The 18,543-nt window shown below is 68.0% G+C and carries 15 protein-coding genes; 13 read left to right on the top strand and 2 right to left on the bottom strand.

Going from position 1 to position 18,543, the window contains the following annotated elements; translation table 11 throughout:
- Positions 1-42 precede the first annotated feature (42 nt).
- On the top strand, positions 43-1,728 hold the full coding sequence (acpA, locus tag AC1RJ9_RS15095) for an acid phosphatase (RefSeq protein WP_492839433.1): 1,686 nt from the start codon (positions 43-45) through the stop codon (positions 1,726-1,728).
- A 54-nt stretch (positions 1,729-1,782) separates the two neighbouring features.
- Here acpA and AC1RJ9_RS15090 read toward each other — a convergent pair whose 3' ends face one another.
- Entirely contained in the window at positions 1,783-3,366 is a 1,584-nt protein-coding gene (locus tag AC1RJ9_RS15090) for an alkaline phosphatase D family protein (protein WP_492839432.1), read from the bottom strand.
- A gap of 122 nt (positions 3,367-3,488) precedes the next feature.
- Between AC1RJ9_RS15090 and zigA the strand changes: the two genes are divergently transcribed.
- The 9 genes from zigA to AC1RJ9_RS15045 all read left to right on the top strand — a co-directional run bounded on the left by zigA (position 3,489) and on the right by AC1RJ9_RS15045 (position 13,139).
- The gene (gene zigA, locus AC1RJ9_RS15085) at positions 3,489-4,715 is read left to right on the top strand and encodes a zinc metallochaperone GTPase ZigA (protein WP_492839431.1); all 1,227 of its coding nucleotides are present in this window, start codon (positions 3,489-3,491) and stop codon (positions 4,713-4,715) included.
- A 254-nt stretch (positions 4,716-4,969) separates the two neighbouring features.
- Positions 4,970-5,137, top strand: a complete 168-nt coding sequence (locus AC1RJ9_RS15080; protein WP_492839430.1) for a FecR/PupR family sigma factor regulator — start codon at positions 4,970-4,972, stop codon at positions 5,135-5,137.
- A gap of 378 nt (positions 5,138-5,515) precedes the next feature.
- Complete coding sequence (locus AC1RJ9_RS15075) at positions 5,516-5,914, top strand: DUF2946 family protein (RefSeq protein ID WP_492839429.1); 399 nt, start codon at positions 5,516-5,518, stop codon at positions 5,912-5,914.
- A gap of 61 nt (positions 5,915-5,975) precedes the next feature.
- Complete coding sequence (locus tag AC1RJ9_RS15070; RefSeq protein WP_492839428.1) at positions 5,976-8,309, top strand: TonB-dependent receptor; 2,334 nt, start codon at positions 5,976-5,978, stop codon at positions 8,307-8,309.
- Positions 8,310-8,321: 12 nt separating this feature from the next.
- Positions 8,322-9,764, top strand: coding sequence for a PepSY-associated TM helix domain-containing protein (locus AC1RJ9_RS15065; protein WP_492839427.1), 1,443 nt, complete (start codon positions 8,322-8,324; stop codon positions 9,762-9,764).
- A 176-nt stretch (positions 9,765-9,940) separates the two neighbouring features.
- The gene (locus AC1RJ9_RS15060) at positions 9,941-10,366 is read left to right on the top strand and encodes a DUF305 domain-containing protein (protein ID WP_492839426.1); all 426 of its coding nucleotides are present in this window, start codon (positions 9,941-9,943) and stop codon (positions 10,364-10,366) included.
- Position 10,367: 1 nt separating this feature from the next.
- A complete protein-coding gene (locus AC1RJ9_RS15055; RefSeq protein WP_492839425.1) occupies positions 10,368-11,819 on the top strand; it encodes a YncE family protein in 1,452 nt (483 codons plus the stop codon).
- A 22-nt stretch (positions 11,820-11,841) separates the two neighbouring features.
- Positions 11,842-12,366: an RNA polymerase sigma factor gene (locus AC1RJ9_RS15050; protein ID WP_492839424.1), complete on the top strand. Its 525-nt coding sequence runs from the start codon at positions 11,842-11,844 to the stop codon at positions 12,364-12,366.
- Positions 12,363-13,139 carry an anti-sigma factor family protein gene (locus AC1RJ9_RS15045; RefSeq protein WP_492839423.1) on the top strand — a complete coding sequence of 259 codons (777 nt, stop codon included), beginning with the start codon at positions 12,363-12,365 and terminating at the stop codon, positions 13,137-13,139. Before AC1RJ9_RS15050 ends, AC1RJ9_RS15045 begins: the two co-directional genes overlap by 4 nt.
- Before the next feature lie 158 nt (positions 13,140-13,297).
- Here AC1RJ9_RS15045 and AC1RJ9_RS15040 read toward each other — a convergent pair whose 3' ends face one another.
- Positions 13,298-15,064, bottom strand: a complete 1,767-nt coding sequence (locus AC1RJ9_RS15040) for a chloride channel protein (RefSeq protein WP_492839422.1) — start codon at positions 15,062-15,064, stop codon at positions 13,298-13,300.
- 391 nt (positions 15,065-15,455) lie between these two features.
- Here AC1RJ9_RS15040 and AC1RJ9_RS15035 point away from each other — a divergent pair, with 391 nt between their 5' ends.
- The 3 genes from AC1RJ9_RS15035 to pstS all read left to right on the top strand — a co-directional run bounded on the left by AC1RJ9_RS15035 (position 15,456) and on the right by pstS (position 18,531).
- The gene (locus tag AC1RJ9_RS15035) at positions 15,456-16,448 is read left to right on the top strand and encodes a DUF4118 domain-containing protein (protein WP_492839421.1); all 993 of its coding nucleotides are present in this window, start codon (positions 15,456-15,458) and stop codon (positions 16,446-16,448) included.
- A 55-nt stretch (positions 16,449-16,503) separates the two neighbouring features.
- Positions 16,504-17,388, top strand: a complete 885-nt coding sequence (locus AC1RJ9_RS15030) for a LysR family transcriptional regulator (protein ID WP_492839419.1) — start codon at positions 16,504-16,506, stop codon at positions 17,386-17,388.
- A 102-nt stretch (positions 17,389-17,490) separates the two neighbouring features.
- On the top strand, positions 17,491-18,531 hold the full coding sequence (gene pstS, locus AC1RJ9_RS15025; RefSeq protein ID WP_492839418.1) for a phosphate ABC transporter substrate-binding protein PstS: 1,041 nt from the start codon (positions 17,491-17,493) through the stop codon (positions 18,529-18,531).
- The last annotated feature ends 12 nt before the right edge of the window (positions 18,532-18,543 follow it).

The following is an 18,543-nucleotide window of genomic DNA, read 5'->3' as shown; positions in this document are numbered from 1 at the left end:
GAACGCCCCGTCGCTCCGATCCCCGCAAGCCAGGAGACTTCCATGACCCAAAAACCCGGCGATCCGGACCGCTCGGGCGACGCGGCGTCCAAGCCCGCCGACCCGTCCCGTCGCCGCCTGTTCGGGGCCGTGGCCCTGGCCGGCGTCGCGGGCGCGGCTCTTGGCGCGGAGGAGGCCGACGCCTCGGCCTTCGGCCTTGGGCGCCCCTCGGCGCGCGAGATCGATCGCCGTCTGGCCAAGGCCATCGACACCGTCGTGGTGATCTATGCGGAGAACCGCAGCTTCAACAACCTGTTCGCCGACTTCCCGGGCCTGCGGGAGCCGTTGAAGAGCTTGCCGCCGGAACGGGCGCTGCAGCGCGACCGCGATGGCCGGGTGCTGGATCGCTTGCCGCCGATCTGGGGCGGCCTGGTCCCGCACGAGCAGGTCGTCGAGCACGCCCGCTACCACATCGCCGAGGCGGACCTGCCGCCGCTGGCCAACGCGCCGTTCGCTCTGAAGACCCAGGACGGCGATCCCTTGCCGCACGGGGTCGTCACCCGTGATTTGGTCCATGCGTTCTACCAGAACCAGATGCAGATCAACGGCGGGCGCAACGACCAGTTCGTCGCCTGGGGCGACAGCGGCGCCATGGTCATGGGCCACTATGGCGACGCGGCGGTGAACCTGCGCCTGTGGCGACTGGCCGAGCAATATACGCTCTGCGACAACTTCTTCATGGGCGCGTTCGGCGGCTCGTTCCTGAACCACCAGTATCTGGTGGCCGCCCAGCCCCCGTTCTATCCGGACGCCGAGACCAGCCCGGCCGGAGCGGTGATCGCCCAGGTCGAGGGCGACGATCCCAAGGGCGCGCGGCTGAAGGCCTTGGCGGATTCGCCGGCCAGCGCCTTGGACGGGCGGCCCAGGTTCGCCCCCAGCGCGCTGACGCCCGACTTCTGGGCGGTCAACACCATGGCCCCGCCCTATGCGCCCAGCTGGAGCCAGGACAAGACCGACCCCCGACTGGCCGATCCGTCCCAGCCGATGACCCTCGTGCCGCAGGTTCACGCCACGATCGGCGACCGCCTGAGCGCCAGAGGCGTCGACTGGGCCTGGTACGCCGGCGCCTGGGGCGAGGCCCTGGCCGGCGGCCGGGACGAAGAGGTGTTGTTTCCGGCCAAGCCGAACTTCCAGGCTCACCACCAGCCGCTGAACTATTTCAAGAGTTTCGCGCCGGGGACGGCCGAGCGCGCCAAGCGGCTGCTGGACGCCGGCCTGGGCGACGGCCCCCGCACCAATCGGTTCCTGGCCGACGCCGCGGCCGGGCGCTTGCCGGCGGTGAGCTTTTACAAGCCGCAGGGCGACCTCAACATGCACGCCGGCTATTCGGACGTGGACGCGGGCGACCGCCATATCGCCCGGGCCATCGACGCCCTCAAGAGCGGGCCGCAATGGGACAAGATGCTGGTCATCGTCACCTTCGACGAGAATGGCGGCTGGTGGGACCACGTGGCGCCCCCCAAGGGCGATCGCTGGGGACCGGGCACCCGGATTCCCGCGCTGATCGTCTCCCCGCACGCCCGCAAGGGCCACGTCGACCACACCCTCTATGACACCGGTTCGATCCAGCGGTTCCTCAATCGCCGCTTTGGCCTGGAGCCGCTGCCGGGCGTCGTCGCGCGCGACCAGGCCATGTTGGCGGCGGGCGGTGTCGCGCCGGGCGACCTGACCGCGGCCCTGGCTCTATGAGCGCCCCGGGTCCGGAAGCCTGACCGGCCGCGCAGGGGGGGGCGCCGAGAGTCCCTAGGCCAGTCGCACGCCCGGCCGCCCGGCCTCGACCGCGAACCGTTGCAAGGTCCGCACCGCGGCCTTCGGATTCTTGCGATCCGAAATCGCCTGGAAGCGCGTCTCTATGCGCGCGTGGGTCAGGGTCAAGCTCGCATAGCCGTTGGTTTCCAGATCCACGAACCGGACATGGGGATTGAGCCGCTGGGCGTCGGCGAAGGCTGTCTTGGGCGGTCCTTCCTGGCTGATGGCGGCGGCGACGAACTCGCTGGCCACCGGAGCGGCGACGGCCTTGTCGAAGTCGGTTTTCAGGTCGGTGGCCCAGAACGAGTGGATGTCCCCGCCCAGAAACACCGGATTGGGCGCCTTGGAGGCGGCCACGGCGCCGAGCATCCGAGAGCGGTTGGCCTCATAGCCGTCCCAACCGTCGGTGAAATGGCCCATCAAACCATCCTTGCCGGCCTGCTTGAGCGGCGCGACCAGCAGGTCCTGGACGATCATCGTCCAGCGGGCGTCCGCGCGCCGGAAACCGTCATAGAGCCAGCGCTCCTGCTTGGCGCCCAGCATGGTGCGGCTCGGGTCGGAAAGGTCGGCGCAGGTTTCGGGCGCGACGTGGCCGCGACGGGTGTCGGGCAGGGCGCAGGGTTGGATGGTGCGATATTGCCGGCCGTCCAGCACCGTGAACTCGGCCAGATCGCCATAGCGCAGGCGGTCGTAGATGCGCATGTCGGGCCCGTGCGGCGCTGAGCGCCGGCGCAGCGGCATGTGCTCGTAGAAGGCGCGATAGGCGGCCGCGCGGCGCTTGAGGAAGTCGGCCGTCGAGGTCGCCACGTTCTGGGACCAGCGGTTCGAATAGTCGTTCTGAACCTCGTGGTCGTCCCAGGTCATCAGGCAGGGGGCGACCGCGTGCAGGGCCTGCAGGTCGGGATCGGTCTTGTAGAGGGCGTAGCGGTTACGGTAGCCGGCCAGGTCGACCACCTCATCCTGTCGGTCATGGGCGCGGACCGTGCGGCCCTTGGCCCGGTCGCCGCGATAGCTGTACTCGTAGATGTAGTCGCCCAGGAACAGCACCAGGTCCGGGCGCTCCTCGGCGATGTGGCGGTAGGCCGAGAACCAGCCCAGCTCCCAGTGGGCGCAGGTGGCCATCGCCACGGTTAGCCGCTCCAGGTGGTCGCCGGGCGCCGGCGCGGTGCGCGCCTGGCCAACCGGGCTTTGGTGACCCTGGGCGGTGAAGCGGTACCAGTAGGGCCGCCCCGAAGGCAGGCCGCCGACCTCGAGGTGCACCGCGTGGGCGAACCGTGCGTCGGCAGTCGTCCGGCCGGCCCGGATGACCTGGCGCATGGTCTCGTCCGCGGCGATTTCCCAGAGCACCGACACGGGCGTGTCCAAGCCGCCACGGCCGTCGGCCGCCAGGGGGGCAGGCGCCAGCCGCGTCCAGATGACGAAACCGTCCGGGGTGGGATCGCCGCTGGCTACGCCAAGGGTGAAAGGGGTCTTGGCCGCGGTCGGACCTTCGCGCGCCAGGGCCGGAGCGCCCGCCGCGAGGAGCGCGCCGCCACCGAGCACGAGCAACTGGCGGCGATCAATGTGGGGAGAGCGCATCGAGACTCCTCGCGGTGAGACCCGGCGCTTTAAGCATGGGTGTTATAACATAACAATAGCGCTTGCCGCTCCTGGCGCCTGCGGTTATCAATGTTATATTATAACACTTTTTGGATGTCCCGATGATCGAGGTTCCAACCGCGCCGCGTCCAAAACGGGTCGATAGGCGCCTGCCGGTCACCGTGCTGTCGGGGTTCCTGGGCGCGGGCAAGACCACCCTGCTGAACCACGTGCTGGGCAACCGCGAGGGCAAGAAGGTCGCGGTGATCGTCAATGACATGAGCGAGGTCAATATCGACGCCACGCTGATCGCCGAAGGACGGGCCGATCTGTCACGCACCGACGAGACCCTGGTGGAGATGTCCAATGGCTGCATCTGCTGCACCCTGCGAGAGGACCTGCTGGCCGAGGTTCGTCGACTGGCCGCCGAGCGGCGCTTCGACTACCTGCTGATCGAGTCCACGGGCGTCTCCGAGCCAATGCCTGTGGCGGCGACCTTCGACTTCCGTGACGAGGCTGATCAAAGCCTGTCGGACGTGGCGCGGCTCGACACCATGGTCACGGTCGTCGACGCCTTCAACTTCCTGCGCGACTACGCCTCGCGCGACCGCTTGGCCGATCGCGGCGAGACGGCGGGGCAGGGCGATGACCGCACGGTCGTGGACCTGCTTGTCGAACAGGTCGAGTTCGCCGACGTCATCGTGCTGAACAAGACCGACCTCGTGTCGGCCGACGACCTGGGGCGGTTGCGCGGCATCATCGCCACCTTCAATCCACAGGCGCGGATCGTCGACGCCGAGCAGGGCGCGGTGGCGCTGGACACCGTCCTCGACACCGGCCTCTTCAGCTATGAGCGCGCCCAGGGCGCGGCAGGCTGGCAGAAGGCCCTGATGGGCGAGGTCCTGCCCGAGACCGAGGAATACGGCATAGGTCACTTCGTCTACCGCGCGGCCAAGCCCTTCCATCCGGAAAAGCTCAAGGCGTGGATGGACAGGGAATGGCCTGGAGTAATCCGCTCCAAGGGCTTCTTCTGGCTGGCCACGCGATACGATCGGGTGGGCGGCTGGAGCCAGGCCGGCGCGGTCACCCAGTGCGGACCCCACGGTCGCTGGTGGGCCACCGCGCCGCGCGCGCAATGGCCCGACGATCCGGCGTGGCGAGGGGCGATCGAGAAGGTCTGGAAGCCCAGGCACGGCGATCGTCGCCAGGAGATCGTCCTGATCGGCCAGGACATGGACCACGCGGCGCTGACGCGCGGTTTCGACGATTGCCTGCTGTCGGACCTGCAGTTCGGCTTCGGGCCCAAGGCCTGGGCCAAGCTTCCGGATCCTTTCCCGTCATGGGACTAGCCGCCAGCCCTGTCGCCCCGCCCGATGACGGGGAGCCGAGCCCGGCCTGGGTGGCGTCGGTGATTGGGGGTGAGCCTGGAGGACGCCGAATGGCTGCTGGTCCTCTACCGGTTCGCCCCGCCGCAAGCCTTCGAAGAGGGCGAGCCGGGCGAGGGGCGCCGGCGGTTCTATTTTTGTGAGCCGTTGTGACCCCGCGGACCCTCATTGAGGCAGGCAACCTCTTCCGCCGCCGCAGAGCGAGACGTTTGCGACGGATGAAACCCGATGAGGCCGCCGTCTACTGGATCGTCCTCCGGGATTCGCGAGGTCTCGGGCAGGCCGAGGCGGCGGCGTTCGAAGCCTGGCTCGCGCTCGACACCAACCGGCAGGCGTATCGCCAGGTGCTGGCGACGTGGACAGCCCTGGATGGCGCTCGCGTCTGAAGCCCGAGGATCACCGGCGATCAGGCCTTCTCCGGCCAGTTCACCCCTTGCCGCCAGCCCTCGAGGGCGCCAGCCGAACTTGGCGTCGATGGCCTTCCGCAAGCCGGCGCGGCCCGCCGCCATGACCCTTGGGCGGGGACCGAAACTTAACCCCGATCCGATGGAATAGAACGCGCCGGGGCGGCGTCTCACGTTCAATGCGCGCCATCAACAGCCAAACTGCGGGCCGAGCACGCCCTGTTCGCCCCAGGTTCCGGTTTCGGCGTGAAACGGTGATGGGCGCGCGCTTTGGCCCAAGGCCTCGTCGCCGACTGGACAGGCGGCGCGGTTGCGCGTAGGCGAGCGCCCATGGGACTGGGGTGGTCACGTTTGACTCGGATGCAGGCGCGCCTTGGCGCGCTGCTGACCGTCTGCGCGATCGCCGTGCGGGTCTTGATCCCGGCCGGCTACATGGTCGCGCCGACCCAGGGGCAGGGCGGTCTGCCCGCGATCGTCATCTGTACGGCCCAGGGCGCCAAGACCGTCGCGGTCGACGCCAGCGGTGTCGTCCAGGACGATCAAGGCGCCCCCAAGCCGGCCGACGGCAAGGCCAATCCCGACCATGGCTGCGTCTTCGCCGGCGCCGTCACGCCATTGCCGGTTCCCAGCCTGACCCTGGCCCCCGCCGAAACCTTCGTCTCCCTCTCGCAGATCGATCTGCCGCTCGCCCATCAGCGCCCCGGCCTGGGCCTGGCCGCTCCGCCGCCGTTCAAGACCGGACCACCCGCCATCGTCTGACGCCCATCGCCGCCGGCCGCCTCGCGCGCCGGCCCCTTGACGTTCGACGATTGGAATTTTCATGTCCTCCCTGCTTTGCCGCGCCGTTTCGGCGCGCGCCCTGCTGGCCGCGCTCGCGGTCAGCCCCGCCGTCCTGCCCGCTCTCGCCCTGCCTGCACCCGCCTTGGCTGACGACCGTGTCGCCGTAGCGGCCGATCCCGCCGACACCACGCCCTCGGAAGTCGATCAGGTCCTGGTCGTCGGGCGCGGCGACAAGCCGGTCACCGTCGTGCCGCGCGGCCTGGCCGTGTCCCTGGGCCAGACCGAGTTCGAGGCGATCAACGCGGTCAATGTCGAAGACCTGATGAAGTACGCGCCCGACTTCTTCGTGCGCAAACGCTTCGCCGGCGACGACAACGCCGTGGTCGCCCTGCGGGGGACCAACACCGTCCAGAGCGCCCGCACCATCGTGCTGGTCGACGGCTTCCTGGTCTCCAACTTCCTGGGCAATCGCTACGACTATCCGCCCAAGTGGAATGTTGTCGGGCCGGCCGAGGTGCGCCAGTTCGACATCGTCTACGGACCCTATTCGGCCCGCTACGGCGGCAACTCGATGGGCGGGGTGATCTCGGTGACCACCCGCGAGCCCGAGCCCGGCCGCGAGGTCTACGCCAACGCCCAGACCATGATCATGCCGTTCAAGGAGTACGGCTTTGATCAGACCTTCAAGGGCTATAGCGCCGAGGGCGGGATCTCCTACAAGCAGGACGACGGCCCGTGGAGCGTGCGTGGCGGCTTCCGGCACTTCGAGAACACCGGCCAGTCGATGACCTACAACCTGCTGTCGGCGACGACCGGAACGGGCACGGCCGTGACCGGCGCCTACAATGACAGCCGCCTGGCCACGCCGGTGTTCGGCGGCGCTTCGCCGGTGCATGTGATCCAGGACCAGCTGCGGCTGCGGGTGGGCTATGCGGCCAGCAACGGCTGGGACATCCAGGCCCTGGGCTTCGCCTGGAAGACCAACCAGGACCTCACCAATCCGCGCAGCTGGCTGGTCGATGCGTCGGGCAAGCCGGTCTATCAGGGCAAGGTCAGCTATGGCGGCAGGACGTGGAACGCCACGGGCCTGACCTTCTCCGAGACCGACCGCACCGAATATCTGGCCGGGCTGAAGCTGGCCGGTCCGCTGGCCGGGTGGAAGGCCGCCATCAACCTGTCGCGATACTGGATCCCCGATCAGGATGCGCGCACCTCCAACGACTACGCCACGGGCGCGTCCAACGGCGCCGGCACGCAAAGTCGCCAGACCAAACCCGGCTGGTGGACGGGCGACGCCACCTTCGATCGCGCCTTTGGCAAGCACGAGATCGGCCTTGGCCTGAACGCCAACCTCTACGAGGCCGGGACCGACACCTACACCACCACCAACTGGCACACGGCGACCGCGCCGGTCTATTCGACCTCGACCTATGGCAAGACCAGCCTGTGGGGCGTCTGGGCCGAGGACGCCTATGACCTGGACGGCAACTTCGTCCTGACCGGCGGCTTGCGCTTCGACAGCTGGCGGGCCTTCGACGGCGGCATCGGCAAGCGGGTGAGCGGCGCGCGCGTCGATAGCGCCTATCCGGAACGCGACGAGACCTCGGTCAGCCCGAAGCTCTCGCTGCAAGGCCAGCTTCCGGGCGACTTCGAACTGCAGGTCAGCCTGGGGACGGCCAAGCGCTTTCCGACCGTCGGCGAGCTCTATCAGGGCCGGTTCGACGACATCACCCGCCAGATCGATCCGACCAGCTATGACCCCAACCTGAAGGCCGAAAAGTCCAAGGACGCCAATCTCATCCTGCGGCGCACCTTCGGGAAGGTCCGCTCGACGACCAGCCTGTTCTATCAAGACATCGACGATGCGATCTTCAGCTTCAGCGGGCTGAACCAGTACGGCACGGTGATCTCGTCCTACAAGAACGTCGACAAGGTCCGGCAGTACGGTCTGGAACTGATCCTGGAAGCCTCGGACGTCCTGATCCCGGGGCTGGACATCGACGCCAATGTCACGCGGATCGACGCCAAGACGATCAGGAACGCCGCCAACACCGCCGCCGAGGGCGTGAAGTTCCCGCGCATCCCCGATTGGCGCTCCAGCGGCAATGTCCGCTATCGGATCAGCGACGGCCTCAAGGCCTCCTTGGGCTGGCGCTACGCCTCGCGACCGAACTCCGACCTCTTTGGCCTGTCGCGCGGCGACGCCTACGGCTTCCAGACCGAGTACTTCACGGTCGATACGCGGGTGTCCTGGAACGTCACGCAGAAGGCCCAGCTCAGCGTCGGGATCGACAACCTGTTCAACGACCAAGCCTACGTCTCGCACCCGCTGCCGCAGCGGACCTTCGTCGTCGACATCAAGACCAAGTGGTAGGAGCCTGATCCCATGACCGCTTCCAGCCCGGCCTTGGCCAAGGCCCGACGGACGATCTTCGACTACCGCGCGATCTGGCGCTGGCACTTCTATGCCGGGCTGTTCTGCGCGCCGTTCATCGTCATCCTGGCGATCACCGGCTCGATCTATCTGTTCAAGCCGCAGGTCGAGGCTTGGCTGGATCGGCCCTATGACCACCTGACGCTGACGGGCAAGCCCGTCAGCGCCCAGGCCCAGGTCGACGCGGCCCTCAAGGCCGTGCCGGGCTCTCGCCTGCGCACCTACGAGGTGCGGCGCGAGGCCGATGACGCCGCCCGCGTTGTGGTGGGCAAGCAGGGCGAGAACATCCTCGTCTATGTCCACCCCGAGACCCTGCAAGTGCTGAAGGTGATCAACGAGAACGATCGCCTGATGGATATCGACAAGACCATCCATGGCGAGCTGCTGATGGGCGACAATGGCTCGATCCTGGTCGAGCTGGCCGCCTGCTGGGCCATCGTCATGGTGGTCACCGGCCTCTATCTGTGGTGGCCGCGTCAGGCCCAGGGCCTGGGCGGCGTGCTCTATCCACGCCTGGGTCGCGGCTCGAAGCTGTTCTGGCGCGACATCCACGCGGTGACCGGCGTGTGGATCTCCAGCCTGGCGCTGTTCCTGCTGCTGACCGGCCTGCCTTGGGCCAAGGTCTGGGGCGACAGCTTCAAGGAGGTCCGCAAGCTGACCGGCACGGCGGTGGCCAAGCAGGACTGGTCCAACGGCCGCGCCGGCGAGAAGGCCGAACGCAAGGCGATCGACGCTTCGGCCGGGTCCGAACATGCCGGACATATGGCCGGCATGGATATGGCCGGGATGGACATGGGCGGCATGGACATGTCGGCCATGTCCGTGGAAGCGACGCCCGCCCTCGACCGCATGGCCGCGACGGTGCGGGCCATGAACCTGCCGCCGCCGGTGCTGATCGCGCCGCCCTCCAACCAGAAGGGCCGCAACGCCTCGCCCGACTGGACCGCGCGGTCGGATACGCCCAACCGGCCCCAGCGCGTGACCCTGACGCTGGATCCCGACACGGCCCAGGTTGTCCGCACCGAGACGTTCTCCAGTCGGCATCCGATAGACAAGGTGATCGGCTACGGCATCGCCGCCCACGAAGGCCAGCTGTTTGGCCTGGCCAACCAGATTCTCGGCGTTTTGACCGCCATCGGCCTGATCACCCTCAGCATCAGCGGCGTGGTCATTTGGTGGCGCCGGCGGCCGGACGGTCAGTTGGGGGCGCCGCCGGCCTTGCCGGAAGGCCGCATCGCCACGGGCGTCGGCGTGCTGATCGTGGTGTTCGGCGTTCTGCTGCCGGTGCTGGGGATCTCGATGATCGCCATCGCTCTGATCGAGCGCCTGGCGCTGCGGCGCATCCCTGGCGTTCGCCATTGGCTGGGTCTGCGTCCAGCGGGGGGAGGGACATGAACGTTCATCTCCAACTGACGCCGGCCTTGGCTTGATGGTCGCGCCGAACGGGAGCTTGGCGCGGAGCCTGACCCTCGGGCACGGCCCAAAATTTTCCCCGACCCGATGGAATAAAACGCGCTGGGGCGGCGTCTCACGTTCAATGCGCGCCATCGAACGCCGAACTGGAGATCACCTTGCCTCGCGTCCCAAGCTCTTCGAACCTCCTCTGGACGCCGATCCTTGTCGCGGCGAGCCTGGGCTGGGCCGCGCCGCTGGCGGCAAGCACCCTGGCCGACAGCTTCATGTCGGAGAATGACGCGGCCATGAGCAGGATGATGGCCGCCATGGACATCAAGCCGACCGGCGACGTGGACCGCGACTTCGTTGAGATGATGATCCCCCACCACCAGGGCGGCATCGACATGGCGGTGGCAGAGCTGCGCTACGGCAAGAACGAGCAACTGCGCCGGGTGGCCCAGGAGATCATCGTCGAGCAACAGCAGGAGATCGCCGCCATGCGATTGGCGCTGGGCGATCCGCTGCCGCCGGCCGGCGCCGCGCCGACCGGGCCGCCGCCCGCCACGCCTCATGCCCACGCCGCTCCCGCCCGGGATCACTAGGATGAAGACCTCACTCTTCGGGCTGTCCATCCTGGCCGCCAGCGCTCTGTCGGCCGCCGCCTTCGCCGGCCAGGCCCCCGGCAAGGCCGGCGCCGCCGACATCGCCATCAGCCATCGCGACCGCGTCTACGCCGCCGAGCAGTTCTCCAACACCGTGTCGGTCACCGATCCGGTCGACAACAAGCTCTTGGGCGTGATCCGACTGGGCGATCCGTCGCCGGGCAATTTCAGTCCACTCTACAGGGGCCAGGTGCTGGTGCACGGCATGGGCTTCTCGCCCGACCATAGGACGTTGGCGGTGGTGTCGATCGGCTCCAACGCGGTGACCTTCATCGACACCGCCACCAACGCGGTCAAGCACACCACCTATGTCGGCCGCGCCCCGCACGAGGCGTTCTTCACGCCCGACGGCAAAGAAGTGTGGGTGACGGTCCGCGGCGAGAACTATGTCGCGGTTCTCGACGGGACGACCTTCGAGGAGAAGAGCCGCATCGTCACCGCGGCGGGGCCGGGCATGACGATCTTTTCGCCCGACGGCCAGTACGGCTATGTCTGTTCATCGTTCAATCCCGAGACCGCCGTGATCCGTGTGGCCGACCATCAGGTGGTCGGCAAGGTGGTCCAGCCCAGCCCGTTCTGCCCCAACATCGCCGCCTCGCCGGACGGCCAGCAGGTATGGTTCACCCTCAAGGACGTGGGCAAGGTTGTGGCCTTCAACGCCCGGCCGCCGTTCAACGTCCTGAAGGTCATCGACACCGGCCCGATCACCAACCACGTCAATTTCGTCCGCAACGCCAAAGGGCAGTTCGCCTATGTGACGATCGGCGGCCTCAATCAGGTTCAGGTCTTTCGCACCGACGACTTCAGCAGGATCGCCACCATCCCGGTCGGCAAGCTGCCGCACGGGATCTGGCCGTCGGGCGACGGAACGCGCGTCTATGTGGGTCTCGAGAACGCCGATGAGCTGGCGGTGATCGACACCGTCGACAACAAGGTGATCGCCAACGTTCCGATCGGCCAGGCCCCCCAGGCGCTGACCTATGTCCCGAACGCCGTGCCCGAGGGGCCTGGCGTTCAGAACCTGCAGCCGCTGGGCGCCGCCGGACAAGCCGCCCATCTGACCCTGGCGGCCGTTGGCGGCCCGGCGGGTTCCACGCCGACCAGCGTCAGCCTGTTCGACCAGGGCCTGATCCAGGTCGTGCAGGCCTCGGTTACGGGCCTTGCGCCCAAGTCGCCCTATGTGCTGGCCCTGTCGACCCAGGCCGACGGGGGCGGTGCGCTGCAGCCGCTGGCCAACTTCATGACCAATCCGGCCGGCTCGGCGATCGTCAACGCCATCGGCCCCATCCGGCAGTTGGTTCACGCTAGCCAACCCGACCAGCGGCGCTACCTTGTGATCGCGGCCGGCGGGCCGAGCGCGCCCGGCGCGCCGGTGCAAGTCCAGGCTCCGTGAGGCTTTGGGCGAGGGCGTCACCATGGACAACATGATTGCTCTGATCGAGCCGTCGATCCCCAGCCTGCGACGCTATGCGCGCTCTCTCGTGCGCGACACGTCGGAGGCCGACGATCTCGTCCAGGACTGCCTCGAACGCGCCATCCGTCGCTGGGGACAACGACGCGGGAATAGCGATACGCGAAGCTGGCTGTTTTCGATCCTGCATAATCTGGCGATCAGCCGCTGGCGACAAATCCAGCGGCAAGGGCGGCATATGGCGATCGACGACGCCACGGACGCGGCCCTGTCCCAGCCCGCGAACCAATCCGACGGAATGGATCATGCCGATCTGATACGCGCCCTTGCGGACCTGTCGCCTGATGATCGTGCGGTGCTCCTGCTGGTCGGCGTCGAACAACTGACCTACGCCCAAACCGCCGCGGTGTTGGGTGTTCCGATCGGCACGGTGATGTCCCGGCTCTCCAGGGCGCGCGAACGCCTGGCCCGACGCATCGCCGCCCCTGTCATCACCACCCAACGCGCACACCTGCGGAGGATCAAATGAGCGCGCCTCGTCCGATCAGCGAAGATGACCTGCAGGCCTATGTCGATCAGGTCTTGGACGATGGCCGCCGAGCGGAGGTCGCTGACTATTTGCGCCTTCACCCCGAGACGGCGCGTCGGATCGAGGGTTACATCGTCCAGCGCGACGCTCTTCGGATCGCGCTTGCGCCGATTGTCGAGGAGCCGATCCCGCCGGAACTGGGCGTTCGCGCCCTGGCCGAAGCTCGACGCGCGCGCTTGATGATCTGGCGCCCCGCCGTGGCGGCCGCGATGCTGCTCTGTCTAGGCGGCGTGGGCGGATGGGCGGCGCGCGCGGTGTTCGCGCCCCCGGTCAATGGCGTTGGCGCGCTGGCGCGCGAGGCGGCCGACAATTATCGCGTCTACGCGTCCGACGTTCATCGCCCTGTCGAGATGGGGTCAGCGCAAAAGGCCGACCTGGTTCGCTGGGTTTCGAGCCGCCTGCATAGCCCGGTCGAGGTCCCCGATTTGCAGTCGGCTGGCTACCGGTTCATCGGTGGTCGCCTGGTGACGACGCCGCATGGTCCAGCCGCTATGTTCCTCTACGAGGACGGCGCCGGTGAGCGGTTGGCGGTGATGGTCCGACCGATGAAGGTGCAGAAGAACACCGCCATGTCGGAGCAGAGCGATGGCGGCCTGGGCGGCGTTTCCTGGGCGACCGACGGCGTCGGCTACAGCCTCGTCGCGCCGACCGCGCCAAAGTCACTCCATCCCCTCGCCAACGAAGTGCGTAGGCAGGCGGAGGCGGTGATCTGATCATTGGCGGCTTGCCGTCCGGTCTGCCTGGGCGCGCAAGGACCCGACATCCGCCGGCGCGACCTACCGGGCGCCTTGCGTCTACCTTGCACGGATGACGCCGTCGGCGCCGCTGATCCTGGTCGGGACCTCTTGATCGCGCGCGCCGGCTTCGACACCTAGGTCTCGCCGGTCAGGTCCCGCCGAACTTTTTCAAGCTCCTCGGCATAGCGCCGCGTGGCGTGGGCCTCCGACACCAGGCCGATCACCCGCCGCTCGGCGTCGACCACGGCCAACTCGTCGGCCTCGGTGCTATCGAACGCGCGCATCACGTCCTTGATCGACTGATCCGGCGTCAGGGCCGCGTCTGGATTGACCGCCAGCACCGAGACCGGTCGCTCGTCGCCGCCAGGGTCGGCGTAGGCCAGGGCGGTGACGATCATCCCGGCGTAGTGTTCGGCCTCGTCGACCATCACCACCCGCCGCGTCGAGCCGAGTGGAAAGCGACGGCGAAACTCCGCCAAGGTCGTCGCCGACGACGTGGTCTGCACGTCCTTGCGCATCATCCGACCCGCCGTCAGCGGCCGCAGCCAGCTGACGTCATGGGCGCTGCGGATGGTCTCGCCGCGCAGGTGCAGCCGCCAGGTCGAGAAGGAATAGCCGAAGGTTTCGCGCACGATGGTGCTGGCGATCAGCGAGGCCACAAGAGCCGCGGCCGTCACCGAAAAGTCGCGTGTCGCCTCCAGGACGAGGAACGACATGGTCAAGGGGCCGCCGACCACGGCCACCGCCAAGGCCGCCATGCCCACCAGGGCCGCCACGGTCGGATCCAAACCCGGCAACCACGGGGCCAGTACGGACAGGGCCGAGAAGATCTGTCCGATCAGAGCGCCCAGGAAGAGCGAAGCGAAGAAGAGTCCGCCCCGAAAGCCAAAGCTCAAGGACAGCACCGAGGCCAGGGCCTTGAGGGCCACCAGCATCAGCAGGGTCTTGAGGCCAAGGTCCGAGATCAGGTCCAGATGCAATGCTCCGTGTCCGGACGACAGGATCTGGGGCGTGATCATCGCCAGGCCCGCCAGCGCCACGCCCCCCGCGGCGGGGCGCCATCCCCGCGGCAGGCCGCTGCGCGCCACGCCACGCTCGGCCAGGGCCACCAGGCGCATCAGGCCTATGCCGACCGCCGCGCAGATCAGGCCCAATAGCGCGTAAAGGCCATAGTCGAGCCAGGACTGAATCGCCGGCGTCGTCGTCCTGAGCAGATAGGGAATAGCGCCCATACGACCCGCCACCAGCGCCGCGGCCAGGGCCGCGGCGGCGACCGGCGCCAGGTTGGCGACGGTGTAGGCTCCGATGACGATCTCGAACGCGTAGAAGGCGCCGGTGAGGGGGGCGCCGAACGCCGCGGCGATGGCCGCGCCCGCGCCGGCCCCCACCAGGGTGCGCATGTCGGCGCGGCGCAGGTTGAGCTTCTGGCCCGCGAACGAGGCGACGGCTGCTCCGGCCTGGGCATAGGCCGCCTCCAGCCCCACCGAGGCGCCAAAGCCGTTGGAGATCAGGGTCTGGACACAGATAAAGGCGCTGTCCTTCAGCGACAGGCGACCACCGTGGAGCGCGTTGGCCTCGACCGGGTCGACCGCCGGTCGCGGTCGATAGGTCAGCCAAGCCCAGGTCAGCAGGCCAAGCACCAGCCCGCCCAGCGGAATCGACAGCACACGCCAGGGCGCGATGGCGCTCTGGGCGCTCAGTCGCTCATCCAGATTGATGCCGAACAGCAGCCCTTGCAGTCCATGGGCGAGCTTGGCTTGCAACACCGCCAGCGCCCCCGCCGCCGCGCCGATCAGGACCGCCACCGCGATCAGCCACAGTTCGCTGGAGCGGGTGCGCCGCCGCAGCCAGCCCAGCCAGCGGGTCGCGGAGGGGGCGGGCAGTGGGAGCGGCAGGGGCATGACGGGCTCGACAAGCGGCGGATCGGCAAACCCAAGCCGCGCCGGACGCGCCCACGGGGGGATCCGAGAGCGGCTTGCCAGGCCTCATAACCGGCGTAAGTTCTACTAACGCACTGCGTAGACGGTGTGGTAAGACCTCGTCAATGAGGCTGGGAGACGGGCGCGAGGAGCATCCCAAGAGTCCGGAGGGAACTTTGACCCCGACGAGGCGCCGAACTTGGCGCGGTCGATCAGGGTATAGGCCGAACGCGCGCCCAAAGACGGGGGCGCCTCCCTTTGTGCCAAGTCTGACTTACAATGGGGCCTTCTGGCGCATGACGTTGCGGCGCTGTCATGAAGCCGTCCGGGCTCTGTCGTAAAGCCTGGTCGCGTTAGGCTGTGGAGGCGGATCTTGCGAGCACACCGTTTGGGACGCCTTGGCGTCCCCGCGACGAACCTGGCCCTGGTGGCCGTGGGCTTCGCGGCGCGTTGGGCGCTCGATCCGGTATTCGGCGCCAATCATGCCTATACCGTCTTCTATCCCGTCGTTCTGATCAGCGCCTATGTGCTGGGCGCCAGGTCCGCCGTGATCGCCGCGGTTCTGTCGGCGGCGATCGGCTATTTGCGCTTCGCCCAGCCCGAGTTCGAGATCAAGGCGGATCTGGACTCGCTGACCTCGCTGCTGTTCTTCGCCACGACCTCGGCGGTGGCGATCTATTTCATCACCGGCATGGCGCGCGCGATGGCGGCGACCAAGGCCGCCCAGGCCAAGGCCGAGGAACTGGCTCAGGCCCACGCCGGCCTTTTTGGCGAGCTGAACGAGCGGGTGACCAACCATCTGCAGCTGGTCGCGGCGATCCTGCGGCTTCAGGCGCGCGACGAGCCCGACAAGGCCGTGGCGCGCGCCTTGGCCGAGGCTTCGGCCCGCACGATGCTGATTTCCAAGACCCATCGCAGCTTCGCTGGCGAAGCTGGGGGCTCGCTCGACTTCGACGCCTTCGCCCGTCAACTGCTCGACGCGACCCTGTCGGCGCGCGAGCACCCGCCCGTGCGCATCGAGTTCGAGCGCGGCGGACTATGGCTTTCGACCGAGCAGGCTACCTCCGTGGCCCTGGTGCTGCTGGAGTGTCTCAATGTCCGTCTGGCCGCCGACGATCCGGGCCTCATGCGCATCAGCCTGCGCGGCGATCGCGGCATGGGCAAGCTGCGCATCACCGAGATCGAACGGCCGCTTGACCCGCTCGCGGTGGCTGACGGGGACACGGCCATGATCCAGGCCATGGTCGAACAGCTGCGGGGCCGCTTCAGCTCGCGCAGCGCCGCCGAGGGGCGGGTCTCCGAGCTGACCTTTCCGTTGGAGGGCGGCGTCCATGGCGTGCGCGAGGCGCCCTCGACCCTGCACTAGGGGAGGGCTTGGTCCGAGTCATTGTAAGTTCAACTTCCCGCGCTAGACATGGATCATGTCGGACAGACCACCGCCCTTTACCGCCCTGCGCGCCGTCGAGGCCGCCTCGCGCCACCGCAGCTTCACCTCGGCGGCGCGCGAGTTACAGATCACCCACAGCGCGGTCAGTCAGTCGATCCGCCGGCTCGAGTTGGATCTCGGCACGCGTCTGTTCGAGCGCAAGGGCGGGGCCATGGAGCCGTCCTCGGCGGCCCTGCGTCTGGCCCAGACCTATTCGGAAGCTCAGGAGTCGCTGAGCCGGGCCATGCGCGAGGTGCTGGGCTCGCAAACCGGCGCGGTTCTGGGGATCGCCATGCCGGCGGTCCTGGGGCGGCTGTGGTTCTCGGCCAAGATCGCTCGGCTCAATGAGGCCTTGCCTGACGTCGAGGTGCAGGTCTCAACCCGCGAAGGCGGGGAGGGCGCGGACATTGCCCTGGCCTGGAGTTCGAAGGCGGTCGAGGGCGCTCTGTGTGAACTTTCCTACCTGCCGCTGTGCGCGCCGGCCTTGGCCGCCAAGCTCGATGTGGCCCAGCCGAAGGCCTTGCTCCGCTCACCGCTGATCGCCGATGCGCCCGATGGTTGGGGTCTATGGGCGGCGCGCTGGGCGCCGAGCGCCAAGGCCCCGCGCGTCCATCTCTTCGACGATCCGGCCATGGCTCTGGACGCGGCGGTTCAAGGCGGCGGCATCGTGCTCAGCAACGTGTTCGCCGCCGAATCCTATCTGGCCTCCGGACGCCTGGCGGCCTTGGGCTTGGAAGTCTCGGCCGGACAGTGGCTGACGGCGCGCGTCCAGGCCTCGCCGCAAACCGCCGAGGCGGCCGAGCGGTTCGTCATGTGGCTACGCCTGGAACTGCGCCGCAGCCAGGCTCTGGCCCAAGGCCACGCGCCGCGCGGCGAATGATTGTTCGTTAGGTGAACTTACTTCGCGTCGCGTGACTGTTATATTTTCCGTCTAAGTCCCAATCCGGAAGCGGCCCTCTGCTGGCGCCCGAGGAGATGACGGATGTTGAAGACGCTCACGGCCGCCCTGGGTGTGGCCCTTCTGGCCGGTACGGCCGTTCAAGCCGGTGACATTTCCGGCGCCGGCGCGACGTTCCCCGCGCCGATCTACGCCAAGTGGGCCGAGACCTATAGGGCTCAGACGGGCGCGGGCCTGAACTACCAAGCCATCGGCTCGGGCGGCGGCATCAAGCAAATCAAGGCCAAGACCGTGGCCTTCGGCGCGTCGGACAAGCCGCTGAAACCCGAAGAACTGAACGGCGCGGGCCTGATGCAGTTTCCCACCGTGATGGGTGGCGTGGTCCCGGTCGTCAACCTGCCGGGCGTCAATCCCGGCCAGCTGCATCTGACCGGCTCGGTCCTGGCCGACATCTATATGGGCGCGATCACCAAGTGGAACGATCCGCGCATCGCCGGCGCCAACAAGGGCGTCAAGCTGCCGGCCCTGCCGATCACCGTCGTCCACCGCTCGGACGGTTCGGGCACCTCGTTCCTCTTCACCTCGTACCTGTCGATGAAGAGTCCGGCCTGGCAATCGAAGGTCGGCGCCAGCGACTCGGTGCAGTGGCCCGTCGGCCTGGGCGGCAAGGGCAATGACGGTGTCTCGGCCTTCGTCAAGCAGACGATCGGCGCGATCGGCTATGTCGAATACGCCTACGCCAAGCAGAACAAGGCCACCTACGTGCTGGTGCAGAACAAGGCCGGCCAGTTCCCGGCTCCGACCGCGGCCAACTTCGCCGCCGCCGCCGCCGGCGCCGACTGGGCCAAGGCCCCGGGCAACTATCTGCTGCTGCTGGACGAGCCGGGCGCCAAGTCCTGGCCGATCACCGGCGCGACCTTCATCCTGGTCTACAAGAAGCAGGACGACGCGGCTCAAGGCCAGTCGGTGCTGAAGTTCTTCGACTGGGCCTACAAGAACGGCGACGGCGCGGCCGGCGCGCTCGACTACGTGCCCATGCCCGCCTCGGTGAAGGCCATGATGCGCAAACAGTGGGCCGCGATGGTCAAGGGGCCGGACGGCAAGCCCGTCTACGTCTCCAAGTAAGCCTCAGACCTC

The sequence above is a fragment of the Caulobacter sp. GW822-FHT07D08 genome (genome assembly GCF_058798735.1).
This window is presented reverse-complemented; position numbering and strand designations above follow the sequence as displayed.

Bases quoted from the DNA above. Each gene is read 5' to 3' on its own strand.
- acpA (WP_492839433.1), top strand. From the start codon at position 43: ATGACCCAAAAACCCGGCGATCCGGACCGCTCGGGCGACGCGGCGTCC.
- AC1RJ9_RS15090 (WP_492839432.1), bottom strand. From the start codon at position 3,366: ATGCGCTCTCCCCACATTGATCGCCGCCAGTTGCTCGTGCTCGGTGGC.
- zigA (WP_492839431.1), top strand. From the start codon at position 3,489: ATGATCGAGGTTCCAACCGCGCCGCGTCCAAAACGGGTCGATAGGCGC.
- AC1RJ9_RS15080 (WP_492839430.1), top strand. From the start codon at position 4,970: ATGAAACCCGATGAGGCCGCCGTCTACTGGATCGTCCTCCGGGATTCG.
- AC1RJ9_RS15075 (WP_492839429.1), top strand. From the start codon at position 5,516: ATGCAGGCGCGCCTTGGCGCGCTGCTGACCGTCTGCGCGATCGCCGTG.
- AC1RJ9_RS15070 (WP_492839428.1), top strand. From the start codon at position 5,976: ATGTCCTCCCTGCTTTGCCGCGCCGTTTCGGCGCGCGCCCTGCTGGCC.
- AC1RJ9_RS15065 (WP_492839427.1), top strand. From the start codon at position 8,322: ATGACCGCTTCCAGCCCGGCCTTGGCCAAGGCCCGACGGACGATCTTC.
- AC1RJ9_RS15055 (WP_492839425.1), top strand. From the start codon at position 10,368: ATGAAGACCTCACTCTTCGGGCTGTCCATCCTGGCCGCCAGCGCTCTG.
- AC1RJ9_RS15050 (WP_492839424.1), top strand. From the start codon at position 11,842: ATGGACAACATGATTGCTCTGATCGAGCCGTCGATCCCCAGCCTGCGA.
- AC1RJ9_RS15045 (WP_492839423.1), top strand. From the start codon at position 12,363: ATGAGCGCGCCTCGTCCGATCAGCGAAGATGACCTGCAGGCCTATGTC.
- AC1RJ9_RS15040 (WP_492839422.1), bottom strand. From the start codon at position 15,064: ATGCCCCTGCCGCTCCCACTGCCCGCCCCCTCCGCGACCCGCTGGCTG.
- AC1RJ9_RS15030 (WP_492839419.1), top strand. From the start codon at position 16,504: ATGTCGGACAGACCACCGCCCTTTACCGCCCTGCGCGCCGTCGAGGCC.
- pstS (WP_492839418.1), top strand. From the start codon at position 17,491: ATGTTGAAGACGCTCACGGCCGCCCTGGGTGTGGCCCTTCTGGCCGGT.